Source organism: Rickettsia asiatica (assembly GCF_007989425.1).
Classification (GTDB): domain Bacteria; phylum Pseudomonadota; class Alphaproteobacteria; order Rickettsiales; family Rickettsiaceae; genus Rickettsia; species Rickettsia helvetica.
On the sequence record NZ_AP019563.1, the window covers coordinates 875833 to 892881 of the forward strand.

Below are 17049 nucleotides of genomic sequence, written 5' to 3' on the forward strand. Positions count from 1 at the left end.
TCATGCATTTATGAAAGATAATACTACTAATACCCCCTTATAGATTTTGAAGAATGTGAAGACAACGCAAATTATAGAATTCATAACTGGGCAAGAATTTTAATGAGAAAATGTCCGGAGGAAGCTAAACACACCATTAATCTATAATAAAAGATGGACACAAAATAAGCTTTATATTTAATGATAGTTTTGAAATATTCTCAAATAATACGATTTCTATTTTCGGTGAGCTATACGATGTTATCGGAAATATAATAAAAGATTCAAATATACCGGCTTTTATAGGCTTTAATACTATTGAAGATTGTATTATTAATGCTAACTTTGAAACTAATTTAAGAAACTTTACTTCATATGCTTTAGGGCCAACAATACATACTGCCGGGTTTATGATGTTCGATAAAGAAGAATCAAATATGCCGTCCGGTGATTCTTCAATTACTTCAACATTTTTATCATTCACTAAAGACAGAGTAGTAACAATTTGTTGTGTAATTTTTGCTATATTAGCTATTTTAAAAATACAAGAATATTGTAAAAATAGTAAAAAAACTTTAGACCAAGCTAATGATAATACTTATACGCCGATGGAGCTATTAAGTAAAAAAGAAAATAAGTTTATAGAACATCAAGATAATATATATATAATCCTGATAAAGATATTTATGAAAAATATAGTACTACCATTTTAGGTTCTGCATCTGAAGTTTAAATTAATTATAGTATATTAAAAAATAATAACCTATAGTGAATGTCATTTAAAAACTTAACCTAATTTATGCTTAAAATACCTATAGATAATATTATTGTATTCATATATCTAATATCTATTCTACTCATTGGTATATATTACCGAGCTAAACATAGTAGTTTTAAGAACTATGCAAATGTCGAAAGTAAAGCGAAAAATAGTAAGCTGTTATTAATAGCTACGATATTTGCAAGCTCTGTCGGAGGTGCTACCACTTTCGGCATTATGGAAAAGGCTTTTTTAGGGCATGAATATTATGCTTACGCTCTTATACTTACAATACCTATAGATATATTAATTGCGATCTATATAGTGCCTTTAATTGCCAAACATTACGGAGCTGAAAGTATCGGTGACATCATGAGTACATATTATGGTAATATCGGTCGTGTTATCGGCGGTGTTAGCTCAGTCATTGTTTCAGTGGGATTTTTGGCTGCACAAATAAGCGTCAGTGGCTATATTTTCCAATATATCTTAGAAATAAATTATGTAAATGGGGTAATTTTAAGTTATAGTATAGTACTTATATATACTACAATAGGCGGTTTACAATCTATTGTTTTTACTAATTTACTACAATTTTTGGCGATGATAATCGCTATACCGACCATAACTTTTATCAGTTTAAATAAAATCGGTTTTGTAGATTTTATTAATAACCTACCTACGGAAAATGCAAATTTTGATCAGAGCAACCTACTTTCTTATACGATTACAGCAGCTTTAAGCTTTAGCGTCATGAATCTATATCCTACATTTATCCAAAGAGCTTTAATTAATAAAAATCCTACGCAAATAACTAAAGCAATATATGCAAAATCCGCTATATATTTTTTCTTCTTGATTTGCATTACTCTAAACGGTTTAATTGCTTATAAGCTTTATCCAAACCAACCATCAAATTTAGTATTACCTTATTTAATCAACCAAATCATCCCGACTTTAATTCAAGGGATAGTAATGAGCGGCCTCTTAGCTGCCGTTATGTCTACTGCTGATTCTGATTTAAATGTTACTTCTATAGCTATTGTTAAAGATATAATCAATCCTATTTTTAAGGTTAAAAATCAGCAAAAATTATTATTAATTGCCCGAATTATTAACGTTATAATAGGAAGTTTTGCGATAATTGTAGCCTTAAAATTTAGTAATGTAATTGATTTAGTAGTGTTCTTTACCGGTTTTTGGGGACCGGTAATATTAGTACCGTTAATAACAACGCTTTTCGATGTCAAAGTAGATAAAAGAATAATGGTCTTATCATCACTCGGCGGAGCAGCTACTTTCTTAATATGGGAATATTATTCTTTATACCTAAAATATTTCAACCTGAAAGGAGTTTTGATAGGAACAATCACTAGTCTGATAATATTTATTTTAGGACGAATCGTCATTGCAAGCGACTGCAAGGAGCGTGGCAATCTAGAAAAATAATAAAAAAATTCTGATTTATAGAATTTTTTACTGGATTGCATCGTTAATTACTTCGTAATTTTCCATAGCTCAGACGAAAAAAAATCGATTCATGCAACAAATACCTATCATTATGAGAAAGTTTCTAAATTAATGTTATATCTTATTCCCTTAAGTTCTCCAGTTTTATTAAATGCTTGAATTTCTATTAATTCTTGAAGATCTCTTGTGGTGGTAGCTTTAGAAGTTTTAGTAATATTTACATAATTTTTAGCACTTAAATAAATTTTTCTCTAAATCTAATATATGTAAGTTAGGCCAATCCTTATGCTGCCAATTCCATATCATGAGTTATAACAAGAGACTTTATATTTATACTCTATTCCAGGCTTAGTAGAAAGAATTCTTGAAGCTAGTAAAGAACCGTTAGAAGAACGTATTAGCCATGAAGCATTTTGGAAATCATGAAACTTAAATTACTAGATTCCTGCTTTTAGCGTTATTGTATAACTTCTATATCATTCCCGCACGGCATTGTTGCGTGGATCGAAAAACGCATTTGGTGTCATACTGTGGCTTGACCACAGTGTCCATAAAAGTAACTTAAAGTACTAAAATTTTAGTACTTTAAACTGGATCCTGCGATCAAGTCGCGGGATGACAGGGATAGAATCGATCCACACAACAATGCCACTTTTAGCTAAGAATGACATCAGTTATTATCTACTAACCTTATGCAACGTTCTAAAAATCATCTCGGCAAGTGACTTACTAATGCCGTTTACTTTAGCAAGCTCATCTATGGTTGCATCGCATACTGCTTTATATGAACCGAAATAATGCAGCAATGCTTTTTTACGAGTTTCACCTATGCCCTCTATATCGTCAAGGCTTGATATTTTTATAGCACGTGATCTACCTAGTCTATGATTCTTTATGGCAAAATTATGAGCTTCATCTCGTAAGATTTGTAAATATTTCATAATCGGCAAATTTTTATCCAAAGTAAATACTTCCTTACCTGTCATATGGAATTGTTCAAGACCGGCATTTCTATCTACTCCTTTCGACATACAAACAAAAGGAATATTCATTTCAAATTTATCCATTACCTCTTTAACAATGCCTAAATGCCCTCTACCACCGTCTATAATCATTAAGTTTGGCAATTTATGCGGCTCATTCTTAAGTCTAGTTAATCTTCGTGTTAAAACTTGCCGGAGCATTTCATAATCGTCACCTTTTATGTCATCTCCGCGGTTCTTTATGTCATCCCCGCGAAAGCGGGGATCCAGATTGTTTGTTAATGTACTGGATCCCGTGGTCAAGCCACGGGATGACAATGTAGAAGCAGGGGATGACAATGAGAAAACCCGATATTCCTTTTTATCAAAACCGGCTTTACCGGCAACTATCATAACGCCAACCACAAACTTACCTTGAATATGGCTATTATCATAAATCTCAATTCTTTCAGGAATTTCAGAAAGATCAAATAACTCTTTGATTTCAAGCATAATCTCTTGCTTTTTTGCAAATTTCTTCAAATATTGCTCTAGAGAGAATAAAGCATTTGTCTCGGCATGTTGCACTAATTTAGCCTTACCGCCTTTATTAGGTACTGTAATATTAAGCTGAAGTATATTGTTGATTTTCTTAATCACTTCTATGACATTCTCTTTATCATTAATTTCATGATTAATAATAATTTCTGCAGGCACTTGTTGTTTTTGATAAAATTGTAATAAAAAATATTCTAATACTTCTTCTTTGGTACTATTTTCGGTAGAAGTAGGAAAATAAGGAATATTACCGCATGCTTGCCCTGCCCTATATAAAAACACTTCTACGCAATAATGTCCGTTCTTTTCTACAATAGCGATTATATCTGCATCTTTAACAATATCTGAAACCCCAGCTTTAAGCTGCACATAACTAAGTGCTTTAATGCGATCTCTAATTTCTGCCGCCTCTTCAAAACGCATCTGACTACTTAGCTCTTCCATCTTTTTAGATAGGTTCTCTTGGAGTTCTTTAGTACGACCTTGTAAGAAATCTTTAACCTGAGTTACTAAATCTCTATAGTCTTCCTTGTTTATTTTACCTATGCAAGGAGCATAACAACGTTTTATTTCATATTGTAAGCAAGGGCGAGTACGTGAATTAAAGTAATTATCCGTGCAGGAACGTAATTTAAAAATTTTTTGTAGTTCGGTCAAAGTAGTATTAACTTCCGCACTTGAGGCAAAAGGACCAAAAAATTTTCCGTCATTTAGAGTTTTACCTCGATATTTTAGCAATTGCGGGAAATCATGATCTAAACGTAACTTGATGAAAGGAAAAGACTTGTCGTCCTTAAGAAGAATATTAAATTTCGGCTGACATTTCTTGATTAGCTGTGCTTCTAAAAGTAGTGCTTCAACTTCGGAATTAGTGATGCTATACTCTAAAAAACAAGTATTTGCAATCATCCGAAGCGTCTTATTATCTAAATCGCTTTTAATGTAATTAGTAAGGCGTTTCTTTAAATTTTTCGCTTTACCGACATAGATAACTTGCTTGTTAACGTCAAACATCCGATAAACCCCTGAACGTTCAGGAGCATCTATAAGTTTAGATTTAATTAAATCACTTCCGGTAATTGCTGGGGTCATATTTTATTTGTTCGTCATTGCGAGGAAAAACTGTAAGTTTTGACGAAGCAATCTTGTGCCAAAGTCCTGAGATTGCCACGCTCCTTTTTAGTCGCTCGCAATGATGTTTTTCCTAATTCCCCGCTGTATTATACGGATTGTCATTTGCTACTTTAACATCCACTATTTTTCGTGTATTGTCATCAAAGAAAAAGGTTATTTTAAACTCATCTCCTACATTTAAATCTACTTTTGGGTCATAAAGCATAATATGCATGCCACCGGGCTTAAAATCAACGTTAATATTACCGGCAATTGAAAATGGATAATCCACTTTTACCATTTTACTAATCCCTTGATCATTAATTGTTTGATGAATTTCTATTCCACTTATCTTATCTGAAGATATATTCACTAAATTATAACTCTTACTTCTACTATTTATTAATGTAAAATACATAGCAGAATTGCTAACTTTACCTTGTACATTTGTTGTAGGTCTTGCCCAAGGCTGTGCAAAGTTAACGGCTGCCTCTGCAGGTAATAGATCATCGGGCTGATCAGAAGAAGAATTTGTAGAATTAGGATTTTGAGCTGTTTGGTTATCAGCATAGCTTACTGCACAAATTAAAGTTATAAAACTAATTAATAATGTTTTTAGCATAATAATACCCTTGATAAATTAAAATACAAATATTAGCATAGATTAAATATAAATCTAGTTTTTTAAAAGATATTTTTTGTACATTGCTTGCGGAAATTTCTCTATTGCATAACGAACTGCGGTTCTTGGCATTTGTAAAGTATAGCGATCTAAAAAATCTATTAACTGTTTTTCATCTTTTTTTCCTGCTTCACGTAGCATCCAACCTACTGCTTTATGCATTAAATCATGTTTATCGTTTAAGAGTGATTTTGCTATTTCAAAAGTCGTATCTAATTTATTATTTTTGATAAAATACCAAGTAGCAACTATAGCTATTTGTCTTTCCCAAAGAATTTCCGATTTTGTTAATGTAAAAAGATAATCCTTTTCTTTATCCCATAAATAAGCTCCGATTATATGATGAGCTGACGCATCCACTAAATTCCAATTATTTACGTATTTTATATTGTTTAAATAAAAATTATAAAAAACTCTTTATCTTGTGCTTTCTGATATTGCATAATCAAAATAACTAACGCTAAAAACCTTTCTTCATTAAATTCTGAAGTAATAAGTCGGCTTAAATCCCCCACATCTAAATTATAATAACTTTTAGCTACCTTACGTAAAGTCGGCACGGTAACTCTCCAATAAACCGGTCATGCTCTCTATACTCTCCTTCCCTAGTTTTTAAAGAATAGCGTTCTACGTTCTACAGGAATAGTAGCCTTCTCAAGTAAAATATTTCTAATTTGTTGTAAATTTTCTCTCATGATCTATAAGCCATTTGTTACGATGTAATCCCCCGCCATATCCCCCAAGTTCACCATTGCTATTAATAATACGATGACAAGGAACAATTATTGCTAACTGATTCATACCGTTAGCATTTGCAACAGCTCTATAAGAAGTAGGTTTGCCTAAAGCTTTAACCTGATTTAAATAACTTCGTGTTTCACCGTAAGGTATATTAATTAATTCTTGCCAAGCCATTTTTTGAAATGGGCTTCCTAAAAGATGTATAGGCGTATTAAATTTTTGTAAAGTACCTTTAAAGTACAATTTAAGCTCCTCTTCAATCATTAAAATCGGTTCAGTACTTCCAGGAATAATAGCAGATTCCATCTTAATCCTTAGCATTTCAATTTCCCGCTCTAGACCTTTTCTATCAACAAATTCTAATAAGTAAAGTAATTTTTCATCGCTAATTACAATCATAGCATCAAGAGGCGTATCTAACCAAGCTGCTTTTAAAATATTTAAATGCCGATTAAATTTTGTTGGCGGGGTCCCTCCCATTATTTTAGAAAAAGCATCTCGAACACCGCTACTTGACTCATAATCCATATCAATTTGTGTATTAATTACCGATTCACCCATGCGAATTTGCTTCATCGCAATACCCATACGCCTTGCTCTTGCATATTCTACAAACGTCATACCGAAACGTTTTTTAAATTGACGACGTGCTGTAGAAGCATCTACTGATAGCTCATCAAAATCACTATCTTTCCATCGTTTAGCAGGATTAAGCTCAATAGCATTAACAAGAGTACGAACTAAATCCGAAACTTCGCAAGGATGAGAAAGAAGGCTTGCAACGCTGACAAGGTCTATATGAAGCATGCAAAGCTTCCTTAGCAGTTTTATAAAATTCACAATTTTCAAATTTAGGTTTCCGTGCAGGACAAGTCGGTCTACAAAATACTCCTATTGTTTTAACCGCTACAAAAAAGATATTTTCATATCTGTCATCTTTACTAATTAATGCCTGATAATATTCTTGTCTTTGAAGCTCATTAAACATATTAATTTATCCTATAATATAAATTTATAATTATATTATAGGAACTTTTTAAAACCCCTGTAACCGAAATTCAGGCATTGGTTTTTTATTTAATAATTCTGTCTCTCATGATCAATAAGCCATTTTTTACGATCTAGCCCTGAACCGTAACCGCCAAGCTCACCGTTATTATTGATGATGCGGTGACACGGAATAATTATAGCAAATTTATTTGCTCCGTTAGCATTTGCAACAGCTCTATAAGATCTTTCCATACCTATTAATTTAGCTTGAGTAAAGTAACTTCTTGTTTCACCGTAAGGTACATTCATTAGCTCTTGCCATACTAATTTTTGAAATTCGCTTCCTAAAAGATATATAGGAGTATTAAATTTTTGCAAAGTACCGCTAAAGTAAGATTTAAGCTCCTCTTCAATTGATAGAATCGGTCTAGTGCGATCTTCAGTAATAGCCGATTTTGTGTTAATCTTAAGTCTTTTCATTTTATGCTCTAATCCTTTACTTTCAGCAAAATCGAGCAAATAAAGCCTCTCTTCATCACTAATTGCCAGCATAGAACCAAGAGGCGTATCAAGCCAAGCGGATTTTAAACTCATTTTTTACCATAAATATAGTTTCTTAATATCATAGTATTTAATTACAATTCAGCTATTGATTTTTTTATTTAACAATCTTAATATTTCTTTAACCAACAATTTATAGGTTATAATTATGAAAAAAGCACATGTTTTTAAATATTCTCAGGTAATTAAAACGGATAGAATGGCAACTATAGCTCAAGTTAGCAAACACTCTTCTATAGATCCATAAAATGTTGGAACTATAGCTATAAATGAAGAAAAAGACGGTGGGGTAATAGATCAGTATAAAACCGGTAAAATCACTACCGAAGAATTTCATACAGAAATGAATGAATTAATTGAAAAAGCAGGCGGCACTCCTATTACAAATCTTGAAACATTTGATAAATGCTGGAATGCTATGTGCAAAGTAGAACATGAAAAGCTAACAGAGCTATATAATTTACAACAAACACATAAATTTCATATCTTATTGTAGGCGGTACAAACGAATTACAGCATAATTATATTCCGCAAGAAATACAAAAAGCTCCGATTAAACCTAATATTTCTTATACACTTTCATATGAACTCGATACATTAGATAAGAAAAAATTAGAACATTATACAGAAAATGTTTTAAAAGCACAAAATTATGAGCCGATATGGCACACTGATAATCAACATGAATATGAACAAAACGCTTTAGAAATATTAGGAAAATATTACGATAATTCGTCTATAGGCGAATAATTATTAAAATTTTTGGATTTTATACTAACGTATAGTTGTGGTGGAGGCTAGTGTATGATTTGCTATCCGCCCTATCTAAACGACTATACTTTTTTTATGCAGCAAGATTCACAAGCAGCATAAAAATTTAAAGGGTGGGGACAAGTTATCCCAGCTTTTCATTATATTATGGCACTATAACTTAATTAAGTTATTACTTTATTATTTTATCCTAAAGTCTCAACTTCCATTCCCCATTTTTCATTTTCTAAGTAAAAAGTAATATTATCCCTTATTTCAATAGGCAAATTCGATATATGTATCTTATCTTCACAAATCTTTTAGGTGTTAATTTTTTACATATTCTAGCAATAGTAAAAGGATGTATTTTAATGAAGTTATTCATTTGCTCTATTATAAATTCGGAGTTATCAACTTCTTGCTTTTATAAATGTTCTGCTAATAATTTCTTATTTAATATTCTATAAAATTTTGCGGCACTTATCATTTTAACAAAATTATTTATATTATCTTTACCTAAAAAAGATTCTTTTAAAAATAAAGCTAATTTCTCTGCTAAAATATTATTATATGAGATTTTTTCTTATATAAATTTTTTTACCTCTTCATGGGAATTTGTCAATGTATGATTAATAGCGTCATTGGACATTTTGTTAATAAGCAATTTACAAACTTTTTCTAAGCCTTTTTATCAACAGCCCAAGTTAAAGCTGTATTATCAATATAAACTTTGCTTAACTCTAGCATATCCATTTTAGCAATTAATTTCTGTGCTTCAGCTTCATTTTTTACGTATATTGCTTTTATTAACTCTTCATTTGAGGGTTGCAACCATTTTTTAAACATACTAATATCTTTATTAAATTCTATAAATTTTAATATTTTGTTAAAAATGAGCTATAGACAGAATCATAATAAGGAGTTTTAAGAATGCAATAGAAATTTAATTAGAAGTATAAATAAATGAATTGAGATTGATTTAAAGCAGAATCACTAGAAAGATTCAACATTATCTAACTTTTTTTGGACAGCAAAAAGTCCTTAGTTTATAATGTGTTCGCTGTTTGAGATATTTATAAATTGGAATAGAAATAAAGAATGGTGGAGATGAAGGGAATCGAACCCTTGACCCTCTGCGTGCAAAGCAGATGCTCTACCCCTGAGCTACATCCCCGATTGTGTAGAAGATATATTGTTTATAAGTAATTAAGATAAACTTTTAACTAGTCCCCAAGGTAATGGCTGACCATTGCTCCCTACGACTAAATCTCCGGAAGATTCATACTCGGCAGCTAGAAAAGAATTTTGAGCAGCAATAAGCTTTACCGGTTTGATTTTCTGACCGTTATGACAATATTCTTTAGCCTGTTCCCTAGAGGTCGGGTTATTTTTGGAAGCTGTTTTTGCTTTAGCTTTAGACATATACTATTAACTTTTTCTTAAACTTGTGAAGAATATAAAACTTTTTCCTAAACTTGTCAATAACTACCATGTCGATAAATAGACATTACCTAGAAAAAAGTGGTTTTGTTTTACACAAATTTTAAAAAATCCCTTATTGTCATTCCTGCTTTCGCAGGAATCCAGTAAAACATAGAAAAAATTTATTTTTTTATGTTTATTTTATCAAATATACCTTAATATCAAGGTTATTTTCTGGATTCCCGCCTCCACGGGAAGGCATTGTTGCGTGGATACCCAACCGTCATTGCGAGGAGCGAAGCGACGCGGCAATGACGGAAAAATCGATCCACGCAATAATGCCCCGCGGGAATGACATCCTGAACGTTCGTACACTATTAGAGTCAAGCTACAGAGTGACAGTAAAAAACCGAAGCTTAATAACAATCATTATTCTTCTGGTATTATTGTACTTTCACCGGCTAACGCTATTTTAAATTCTGCTATTTCTGATACTGTTTTTCCATCATATATACTAAACCCTACTCCTTTAAATTCTACTTTTGCATTGATATCGGCACCATATTAATAATAGCTTATATTTCATCATCTTGAATATTTTTCGAAGTATATCGAACGTTTTTAGCAACCGCATGTAAAGGCGTTTCTCCGGATTTTCTTTGATCAACTGTAAGCTCCTTTCTCAAGTATAATAGTTCTGCTACATTCAAGTGCTTACCGCTTCATATAAAGGTGATCCTAACCAAGCTCCTTCGTTACCGTTTACTGCAGCTCCTTTTGCTATTAGATATTCTGCTACTTTATAATGTCCATAACGTGCAGCTAAATTTAAAGGAGTGTCCTTAAAAATATTACTACACATATTAACATTTGCTTTTTTTTCTTCAACTAACCATGTAGCAACTTTTAGTGCATTGTTTGAAGATGTTGAAAATAATTCAGTAGTAGATACTGCCCGTAATTCATTTAAACCCTTTACTACGTCTACTTTATCAAAAGAGATAGCTTCTTTTAAAACATTTTCAAAACCATATCGATTTATATAAGACTTTGGCATCTTTCACTATACTATTTGACTTTAGCAATAGAGTTAAATTACGTTTTAATAGTTCTTTTATCATAATTTATAATTTGTGTTTCTTAAAGGTGATAAAGATCTTATTGTCATTCCTGCGAAAAGCTTGCTTGCGTGGATCAAAAAAAGTACTCGATGTCATACCGTGGCTTGACCATAGTATCCATAAATACAATTTAAAATACTAACGATTTTAGTATTTTTAACTGGATCCCGCGATCAAGTCGCGGGATGACAATTAGGAAACTGGTGGTCCACACAACAACACTTCGTTTTTAGCTAGGAATGACACTAAAGCCCTATTGATTAATTCTTGCCGTGCAGATTCTTTCGGTGATTTCTTTTAACTTTTCTACTCTATCAATTAAATATAAGAGCTATTCTTTAGTAATTTTATAGTTTTTATCATATCTTGCATCAATATAAGCTTTTTCAAGTAATTCAAAACATTCTTTTTGTTCAGCAGTGGTCTTAGGAAATACTTCCTATAATTCATTATCATAATTTCCTGCCATACTACCTAATTCTTGTAAATTATGTAATTTTGGTTTATAATTAGAAAAAACTAATAAAATAGTACTGTAAAAACTTTCCGTAGCTTGATGAAGATAAAAAGCACTATGTCTAAGGCTTTCTCTTTCTAAATTACTTTTGGAATCTATAAGAAATCCTGTCCCAAAATTAAACCATTCTTCATAGTAATCTTTAGCAATTTCTTTCATCTCACTCCAAGGTAAATCTTTAGCCTCGCTAAGTGTAAACTCACCGCTATCATATAAAAGAATACCTTCTTTTTTGATATCAGTATAAAAATAACGCCTTATCTCTAACTACCTATTTACTTCATCAATTGACTCTAGAATTATAGATATTAATGAATCATACGGGATAATTTGCTTAGGGTTTATTACTCCCGTTTTCTCTAACCTCTCATATATTTTATCTTCTAACCTGAAAGCAGTATGTCCTTTATATTTACCTTTCTTCAAAATTATCAAAATATCAGTATCGCTATGATAACCGTTAGGTAGATCACGTACCCAATCACCCCTAGCAAAAGAGCCGTACAAGATAATCATAGCAATTTTATCTTGTGCAATATCTAAAATCTGCTGCCCTATAAAGTTAAGCCTAGCTTGGATTTTTAGAGAACGTTCGGGTAAAGTGGTTTTCATCTATTCATTCGCACCATGACAATATTTATATTTCTTACCTGAACCACACGGGCATAGCTCATTACGGGATACCCTACCCCAGCTGGTAGGGTCTTCAGGATTCCTAGCTTTAGGATCAATGCGTGATACCAAAGGTTTAAGATCGGTCTTAATGCTACTTCCTGCATTATATTTACTAAATGCCGGATCTTCTCGACTTTCCCGCATATTTTTCTGAAGTTTTTTATGCTCCAGCGAAACATCTTCTTTTTGAACATGTTTTAAGTCGATATGGAAGTGATATACGGTTTGAATAAATAATTCTTTTAAATTGTTGAGCATTTGCTCAAATAAATTAAATGCTTCTCTTTTATACTCGCTAAGAGGGTCTTTTTGTGCATAAACTCGAAGAGATATGCCTTGTCTTAAGTGATCTAAGCTATATAAATGATCTTTCCAAACTTGATCAAGAGTAGTTAGTAAAATATATTTCACGGCATTATGCATTAACTCGCTACTATAGGCTTCTTCTTTTGATTTATATATATCATGAGCCATTTGTATAACGATTTTCGTGATTTCTTCTTCCGTTACATCATTTTTACTTACTAAATTATGATCAAATTTTATAGAAAAAATACGATGTAATTCTACGCTTAAATTCTCTATATCCCAATCTTCTCTATAAGATCCTGCCGGCATAAAAGTTAATACTATCTTTTTGGCGAGTTCCTCAGTAGTACTATTTAAGAAACCGTGACTATCTTTAGATTTAATAATTTCAGTACGTTGCTCATATATTATCTTACGTTGGTCATTCATTACATCATCAAAACGTAATAAATTTTTACGCATCTCGTAGTTATGTCCTTCCACTTTTTGCTGAGCTTTCTCAAGTGAACGACTAATCATCGGATGGTGGATAGCCTCTCCATCTTTCAATCCAAGTGTTCTAAGGACTCCTGATATACGATCTGATGCAAAAATACGCATTAAATCATCATCAAGCGATAGGAAAAATTTAGTCTTACCAGGATCACCTTGTCTACCTGATCTTCCTCTTAGCTGATTATCTATCCTACGGCTTTCATGCCTTTCCGTACCTACCACAAATAACCCGCCTACTTCAATAACCTGCTTCTTTTCTTCAGCAATTTGAGCTTTTATTTCAGCTATTTTAGCTTCATAATTATGATCTTTATCTAGCTGTTCTATTAACATTTCAGGATTACCGCCAAGCATAATATCAGTACCGCGTCCTGCCATGTTAGTTGCAATCGTTACTGCCTTAAACCTACCTGCTTGAGCAATAATAAAAGCTTCCTGCTCATGGAACTTAGCATTTAATACTTTATGAGGGATTTTTTCTTTATTTAAAACGCTTGAAAGTTCTTCTGACTTTTCTATGCTTATCGTACCGATAAGTATAGGCTGACCACGATCGTAACAATCTTTAATCAGTTTTAAGATAGCATCATATTTTTCTTTTTTACTACCGTAAATCTCGTCATCAAGATCAAGCCTTGTTACTTTATTATGGGTTGGAACTGCGACCACATCGAGATTATATATGTCTTTTAATTCTGGTGCTTCAGTCATAGCCGTACCGGTCATACCTGATAATTTAGGATAATTACGGAAATAATTTTGAAAAGTAATAGATGCTAAAGTTTGGTTTTCATTTTGAATTTTTACATTTTCTTTTGCTTCTAATGCTTGATGTAACCCTTCCGAATATCTACGTCCCTCCATTACACGACCGGTAAATTCATCTATAATCATTACTTTACCTTCACGCACCAAATAATCTACATCAACAGTAAACATATTATGAGCTCTTAATGCTTGGTTAACATAATGTACTAAAGTTAAATTCTCAAAATCATATAAACCGGTATCAGGTTTTATAATACTCTCTTTACTTAAAAGCGATTCTATATGCGTAATGCCTGATTCCGTTAAATTGATAGTTTTTAATTTTTCGTCTTTTTCAAAATCACTTGCATTAAGCAGACGTACAATTTTATCAATTTTACCGTATAATTCTGAATTATCATTAACCGGACCTGAGATAACTAACGGCGTTCTAGCTTCATCTATCAAGATCGAATCAACCTCATCGATGATAGCAAAATTAAAAGGACGAAGTACTCGCTCTTGCATGCTATACTTCATATTATCCCTTAAATAGTCAAAACCGAGTTCATTATTTATTGCATGGGTAATATCGGCATTATAGGCGGCTCGTTTTGCTTCATCAGGCATACCGGCAACAATACATCCAACCGATAAGCCTAAAAAGTTATAAATTTTACCCATTGAGGCAGAATCACGACTTGCCAAATAATCATTTACGGTTACAACATGCACTCCTTTTCCGGTCAAAGCATTTAAGTAAGCAGGAAGCGTTGCAACTAAGGTCTTACCCTCACCGGTACGCATTTCGGTAATCATGCCTCGATGTAATATAAGACCACCTATAAGCTGAACGTCAAAATGACGCATACCGCAAACTCTTCTAGCTGCTTCCCTAACTACTGCAAACGCCTCATATACTATATCGTCTAAAGTAGCTCCATTTTTAAGCTTTTCTTTAAACTCTACAGTTTTATTCTTCAACTCCTCGTCTGATAATTTTTGTATAGCAGGCTCAAGCGAGTTAATTTTTGTAATTTCGGAAAATAGTTTTTTTACAGTACGATCATTTGCAGTACCGAAAAGTTTTTTTAAAATAGAAAACATTAAAGTCCTTATGATATTTTTAGTATTTTAGTACTTAAATATAGGTATATTTTATAAAATTATCAAATGTTATAATTTTATTTAAATGAATAATTTTTTATTGAAAGGCATTTTTTTACTACAAAATATTTGTAAATTATTATTAATAAATAAAATATTCTCAAATAGCTGTTGACGGTTATATATTATTTTTATAAAATTTAAGCTTATGTTTAACACAATTATGAGTCATAAATGAAAAAATTATCTGTTATATTTTTATCAGTTAGCATGCTTTCCGGTATTGCTTTTGCCGATAAAGACAAAGTAGTTGCTATCTATAAAGGCGGTAAAGTAAAAGAATCGCAAATTATGAAAGAATTTAAGCCGCAGCTTAATCTTCAATCAGGTGAAACAATCAAAAATTTTGATGATTTTCCTCTGCAAGATCAGGAAAAATTAATAAAAATTTATGTTAATAATCTTTTGTTAAAAGAAGAAGTTGCTAAATCAAACATTACTTCATCTAAAGAATTCCAAGAAAAACTTGAAAATGCAAAAAATCAATTAGCTCAACAAGAATTACTAGCAAATTACATAAAATCTAACATTACAGATAAGATGTTTGATGACGAATATAATAAATATGTCGGTAATCTTAAAGGTAAAGAGCAAATAAAAGTTGCTCATATTTTAGTTAAATCCCAAAAAGAAGCTAATAATATAAAGACCAAATTAAGCAAAGGCGGAAACTTTACTAAGCTTGCAGAAGAGTTATCTCTTGATAAAGCTTCAGCTTCAAACGGCGGCGTTATCGGTTACATTCTACTAAATCAACCTGGGCAGTTAGTACCGGAATTTGAAAAGAAAGCTTTTACTTTAAAAGTAAATGAAGTTTCAACTCCTGTAAAAACCGATTTCGGTTGGCATATTATCAAAGTGCTTGAGAAAAAACCTGTGCCTATTCCAACAAAAGAAGAAGCAAAAGTAACTATTGATAATATATTAGCTGCAGAAATACTAAAGAAATATATTTCTGATTTAGAAGCTAAAGCTGATTTAAAAATCATGCTACCTAAAGCAGATAACAAAGCTGGATCGTAATTTATTTAATATTATTCACCTTTAATATCATTCCCGCGAAAGCGGGAATCTAGATTTTTTGTTGTCATCCCGCGACTTGATCGCGGGATTCAGTTTAAAATACTAATAATTATTAGTATTTTAAGTTGTTTCTGGATACCGTGGTCAAGCCACGGTATGACACCGAACGGGTTTTTCGAGCCATGCAACAACGCTTTCCCACCTACGCGGGAATGATATTATAACTACCCTCAATCACAACAAATGCTACACATACAGGATAATCATCAGAAAGAGAAAGGTGAATATTAAAAGGAGGAAGTTTGTTTGTATAGTTTGAGCTAACTTCTACTATAGGCTTACCTAAATCATTATTTAGTATAATAATATCTTTAAAATTTATACCTTGACCTATACCAACTCCAAAGGCTTTACTAATAGCTTCTTTGGCAGCAAAACGCTTTGCTAAAAACACGGCATAACCTGTCTTATCCAATAAACTAAGTTGTGCTAACTCCTTTGAAGTTAGAATTTTTTTAGCAAAAAGCTCTAAATACAAATGTAATATTTTTTCAATTCTAGGAATTTGTACTATATCAGTGCCGACACCTATAATCATTTACTTATCTTCAAAATCCTCACCGACCTCATCAATAAAGATTTGATCATCTAAATCAGAGTAATCGTCAGTTATACAAACCTCAGGTAAATATTCAAATTTTTCTTCTACCTCTTCTGATTCATCTTGATTAACAAACGGCTCTATCATAGTTTTTGTACGCAGACTGTTTATTAAGTCTTGTTCTAACTGTTCTACCGATACTTTTCCGGCAGCAATTCTACGTAATGAGATAACAGGAGGTTTATCACGCTTTTCTTTTTTGCTTTGACTAGTTTCTACTTTATAATTTAATAATTTAGCATATCTTGTTGCTAGCACAACAAGCCGAAACCTATCCGGTATAACTTTATTACAATCTTCTGCCGTAATTCTTGCCATAATTTTTCTCTATTTAAATTTTTTCAGT

Annotated in this window: 19 protein-coding genes, 1 tRNA gene and 3 pseudogenes; 4 read left to right on the top strand and 19 right to left on the bottom strand. The window is 32.0% G+C overall.

Features of this window, described 5'->3' with window-relative positions:
• Nucleotides 1-389 precede the first annotated feature (389 nt).
• Nucleotides 390-692, top strand: a complete 303-nt coding sequence (locus tag RAS_RS05140) for a hypothetical protein (protein WP_147142963.1) — start codon at nucleotides 390-392, stop codon at nucleotides 690-692.
• A gap of 86 nt (nucleotides 693-778) precedes the next feature.
• On the top strand, nucleotides 779-2188 hold the full coding sequence (locus tag RAS_RS05145; RefSeq protein ID WP_147142966.1) for a sodium:solute symporter family protein: 1410 nt from the start codon (nucleotides 779-781) through the stop codon (nucleotides 2186-2188).
• Nucleotides 2189-2886: 698 nt separating this feature from the next.
• Here RAS_RS05145 and uvrC read toward each other — a convergent pair.
• The 9 genes and pseudogenes from uvrC to RAS_RS05190 form a co-directional block, all read right to left on the bottom strand.
• A complete protein-coding gene (gene uvrC, locus RAS_RS05160; protein ID WP_147142969.1) occupies nucleotides 2887-4821 on the bottom strand; it encodes an excinuclease ABC subunit UvrC in 1935 nt (644 codons plus the stop codon).
• A gap of 112 nt (nucleotides 4822-4933) precedes the next feature.
• Nucleotides 4934-5464 carry a copper chaperone PCu(A)C gene (locus RAS_RS05170; RefSeq protein ID WP_147142972.1) on the bottom strand — a complete coding sequence of 177 codons (531 nt, stop codon included), beginning with the start codon at nucleotides 5462-5464 and terminating at the stop codon, nucleotides 4934-4936.
• Between the two features lie 54 nt (nucleotides 5465-5518).
• Complete coding sequence (locus tag RAS_RS05175) at nucleotides 5519-5884, bottom strand: DNA alkylation repair protein (protein ID WP_269472984.1); 366 nt, start codon at nucleotides 5882-5884, stop codon at nucleotides 5519-5521.
• Between the two features lie 32 nt (nucleotides 5885-5916).
• On the bottom strand, nucleotides 5917-6039 hold the full coding sequence (locus RAS_RS10490; protein WP_332094820.1) for a hypothetical protein: 123 nt from the start codon (nucleotides 6037-6039) through the stop codon (nucleotides 5917-5919).
• Nucleotides 6040-6051: 12 nt separating this feature from the next.
• Nucleotides 6052-6219, bottom strand: a pseudogene (locus tag RAS_RS10765) (DNA alkylation repair protein); the annotation flags it as partial.
• The gene (locus RAS_RS09030) at nucleotides 6194-6745 is read right to left on the bottom strand and encodes a methylated-DNA--[protein]-cysteine S-methyltransferase (RefSeq protein WP_197734685.1); all 552 of its coding nucleotides are present in this window, start codon (nucleotides 6743-6745) and stop codon (nucleotides 6194-6196) included. The pseudogene RAS_RS10765 and the gene RAS_RS09030, both read right to left, overlap by 26 nt.
• A gap of 45 nt (nucleotides 6746-6790) precedes the next feature.
• A pseudogene (locus RAS_RS10770) lies at nucleotides 6791-7072 on the bottom strand (helix-turn-helix domain-containing protein); the annotation flags it as partial.
• Nucleotides 6990-7253: an Ada metal-binding domain-containing protein gene (locus tag RAS_RS09040; RefSeq protein WP_232049158.1), complete on the bottom strand. Its 264-nt coding sequence runs from the start codon at nucleotides 7251-7253 to the stop codon at nucleotides 6990-6992. The gene RAS_RS09040 and the pseudogene RAS_RS10770, both read right to left, overlap by 83 nt.
• Nucleotides 7254-7342: 89 nt before the next feature.
• A complete protein-coding gene (locus RAS_RS05190; RefSeq protein ID WP_147142978.1) occupies nucleotides 7343-7849 on the bottom strand; it encodes a methylated-DNA--[protein]-cysteine S-methyltransferase in 507 nt (168 codons plus the stop codon).
• A 310-nt stretch (nucleotides 7850-8159) separates the two neighbouring features.
• Between RAS_RS05190 and RAS_RS08630 the strand changes: the two genes are divergently transcribed.
• Nucleotides 8160-8312, top strand: a complete 153-nt coding sequence (locus tag RAS_RS08630) for a hypothetical protein (protein WP_232049159.1) — start codon at nucleotides 8160-8162, stop codon at nucleotides 8310-8312.
• A 932-nt stretch (nucleotides 8313-9244) separates the two neighbouring features.
• On the opposite strand, the gene RAS_RS05200 is transcribed toward RAS_RS08630, so the two are convergent.
• From RAS_RS05200 to secA, 7 genes are all read right to left on the bottom strand, one after another.
• Complete coding sequence (locus RAS_RS05200) at nucleotides 9245-9412, bottom strand: hypothetical protein (protein ID WP_172616135.1); 168 nt, start codon at nucleotides 9410-9412, stop codon at nucleotides 9245-9247.
• Between the two features lie 253 nt (nucleotides 9413-9665).
• Nucleotides 9666-9740: transfer RNA gene (locus RAS_RS05205), tRNA-Ala, on the bottom strand.
• Between the two features lie 32 nt (nucleotides 9741-9772).
• Nucleotides 9773-9988 (bottom strand): hypothetical protein, encoded by a 216-nt coding sequence (locus tag RAS_RS05210; protein WP_010422044.1) that lies wholly within the window; start codon nucleotides 9986-9988, stop codon nucleotides 9773-9775.
• Nucleotides 9989-10694: 706 nt separating this feature from the next.
• Nucleotides 10695-11045: an ankyrin repeat domain-containing protein gene (locus tag RAS_RS09910; protein WP_232049160.1), complete on the bottom strand. Its 351-nt coding sequence runs from the start codon at nucleotides 11043-11045 to the stop codon at nucleotides 10695-10697.
• Nucleotides 11046-11548: 503 nt separating this feature from the next.
• Nucleotides 11549-11785, bottom strand: coding sequence for a HEPN domain-containing protein (locus RAS_RS09915; RefSeq protein WP_232049161.1), 237 nt, complete (start codon nucleotides 11783-11785; stop codon nucleotides 11549-11551).
• A 108-nt stretch (nucleotides 11786-11893) separates the two neighbouring features.
• Entirely contained in the window at nucleotides 11894-12238 is a 345-nt protein-coding gene (locus tag RAS_RS09920; protein ID WP_232049162.1) for a nucleotidyltransferase domain-containing protein, read from the bottom strand.
• Nucleotides 12239-14959 (bottom strand): preprotein translocase subunit SecA, encoded by a 2721-nt coding sequence (secA, locus tag RAS_RS05230; protein ID WP_147142984.1) that lies wholly within the window; start codon nucleotides 14957-14959, stop codon nucleotides 12239-12241.
• A gap of 234 nt (nucleotides 14960-15193) precedes the next feature.
• Between secA and RAS_RS05235 the strand changes: the two genes are divergently transcribed.
• Entirely contained in the window at nucleotides 15194-16042 is an 849-nt protein-coding gene (locus RAS_RS05235; protein WP_147142987.1) for a foldase protein PrsA, read from the top strand.
• Between the two features lie 92 nt (nucleotides 16043-16134).
• Here RAS_RS05235 and RAS_RS11300 read toward each other — a convergent pair.
• From RAS_RS11300 to rpoZ, 3 genes and pseudogenes are all read right to left on the bottom strand, one after another.
• Nucleotides 16135-16230 (bottom strand): annotated as a pseudogene (locus RAS_RS11300) (permease); the annotation flags it as partial.
• A gap of 14 nt (nucleotides 16231-16244) precedes the next feature.
• Nucleotides 16245-16640 carry a holo-ACP synthase gene (acpS, locus tag RAS_RS05245; RefSeq protein WP_147142993.1) on the bottom strand — a complete coding sequence of 132 codons (396 nt, stop codon included), beginning with the start codon at nucleotides 16638-16640 and terminating at the stop codon, nucleotides 16245-16247.
• A complete protein-coding gene (gene rpoZ, locus RAS_RS05250; RefSeq protein WP_010422039.1) occupies nucleotides 16641-17021 on the bottom strand; it encodes a DNA-directed RNA polymerase subunit omega in 381 nt (126 codons plus the stop codon).
• Nucleotides 17022-17049 lie beyond the last annotated feature (28 nt).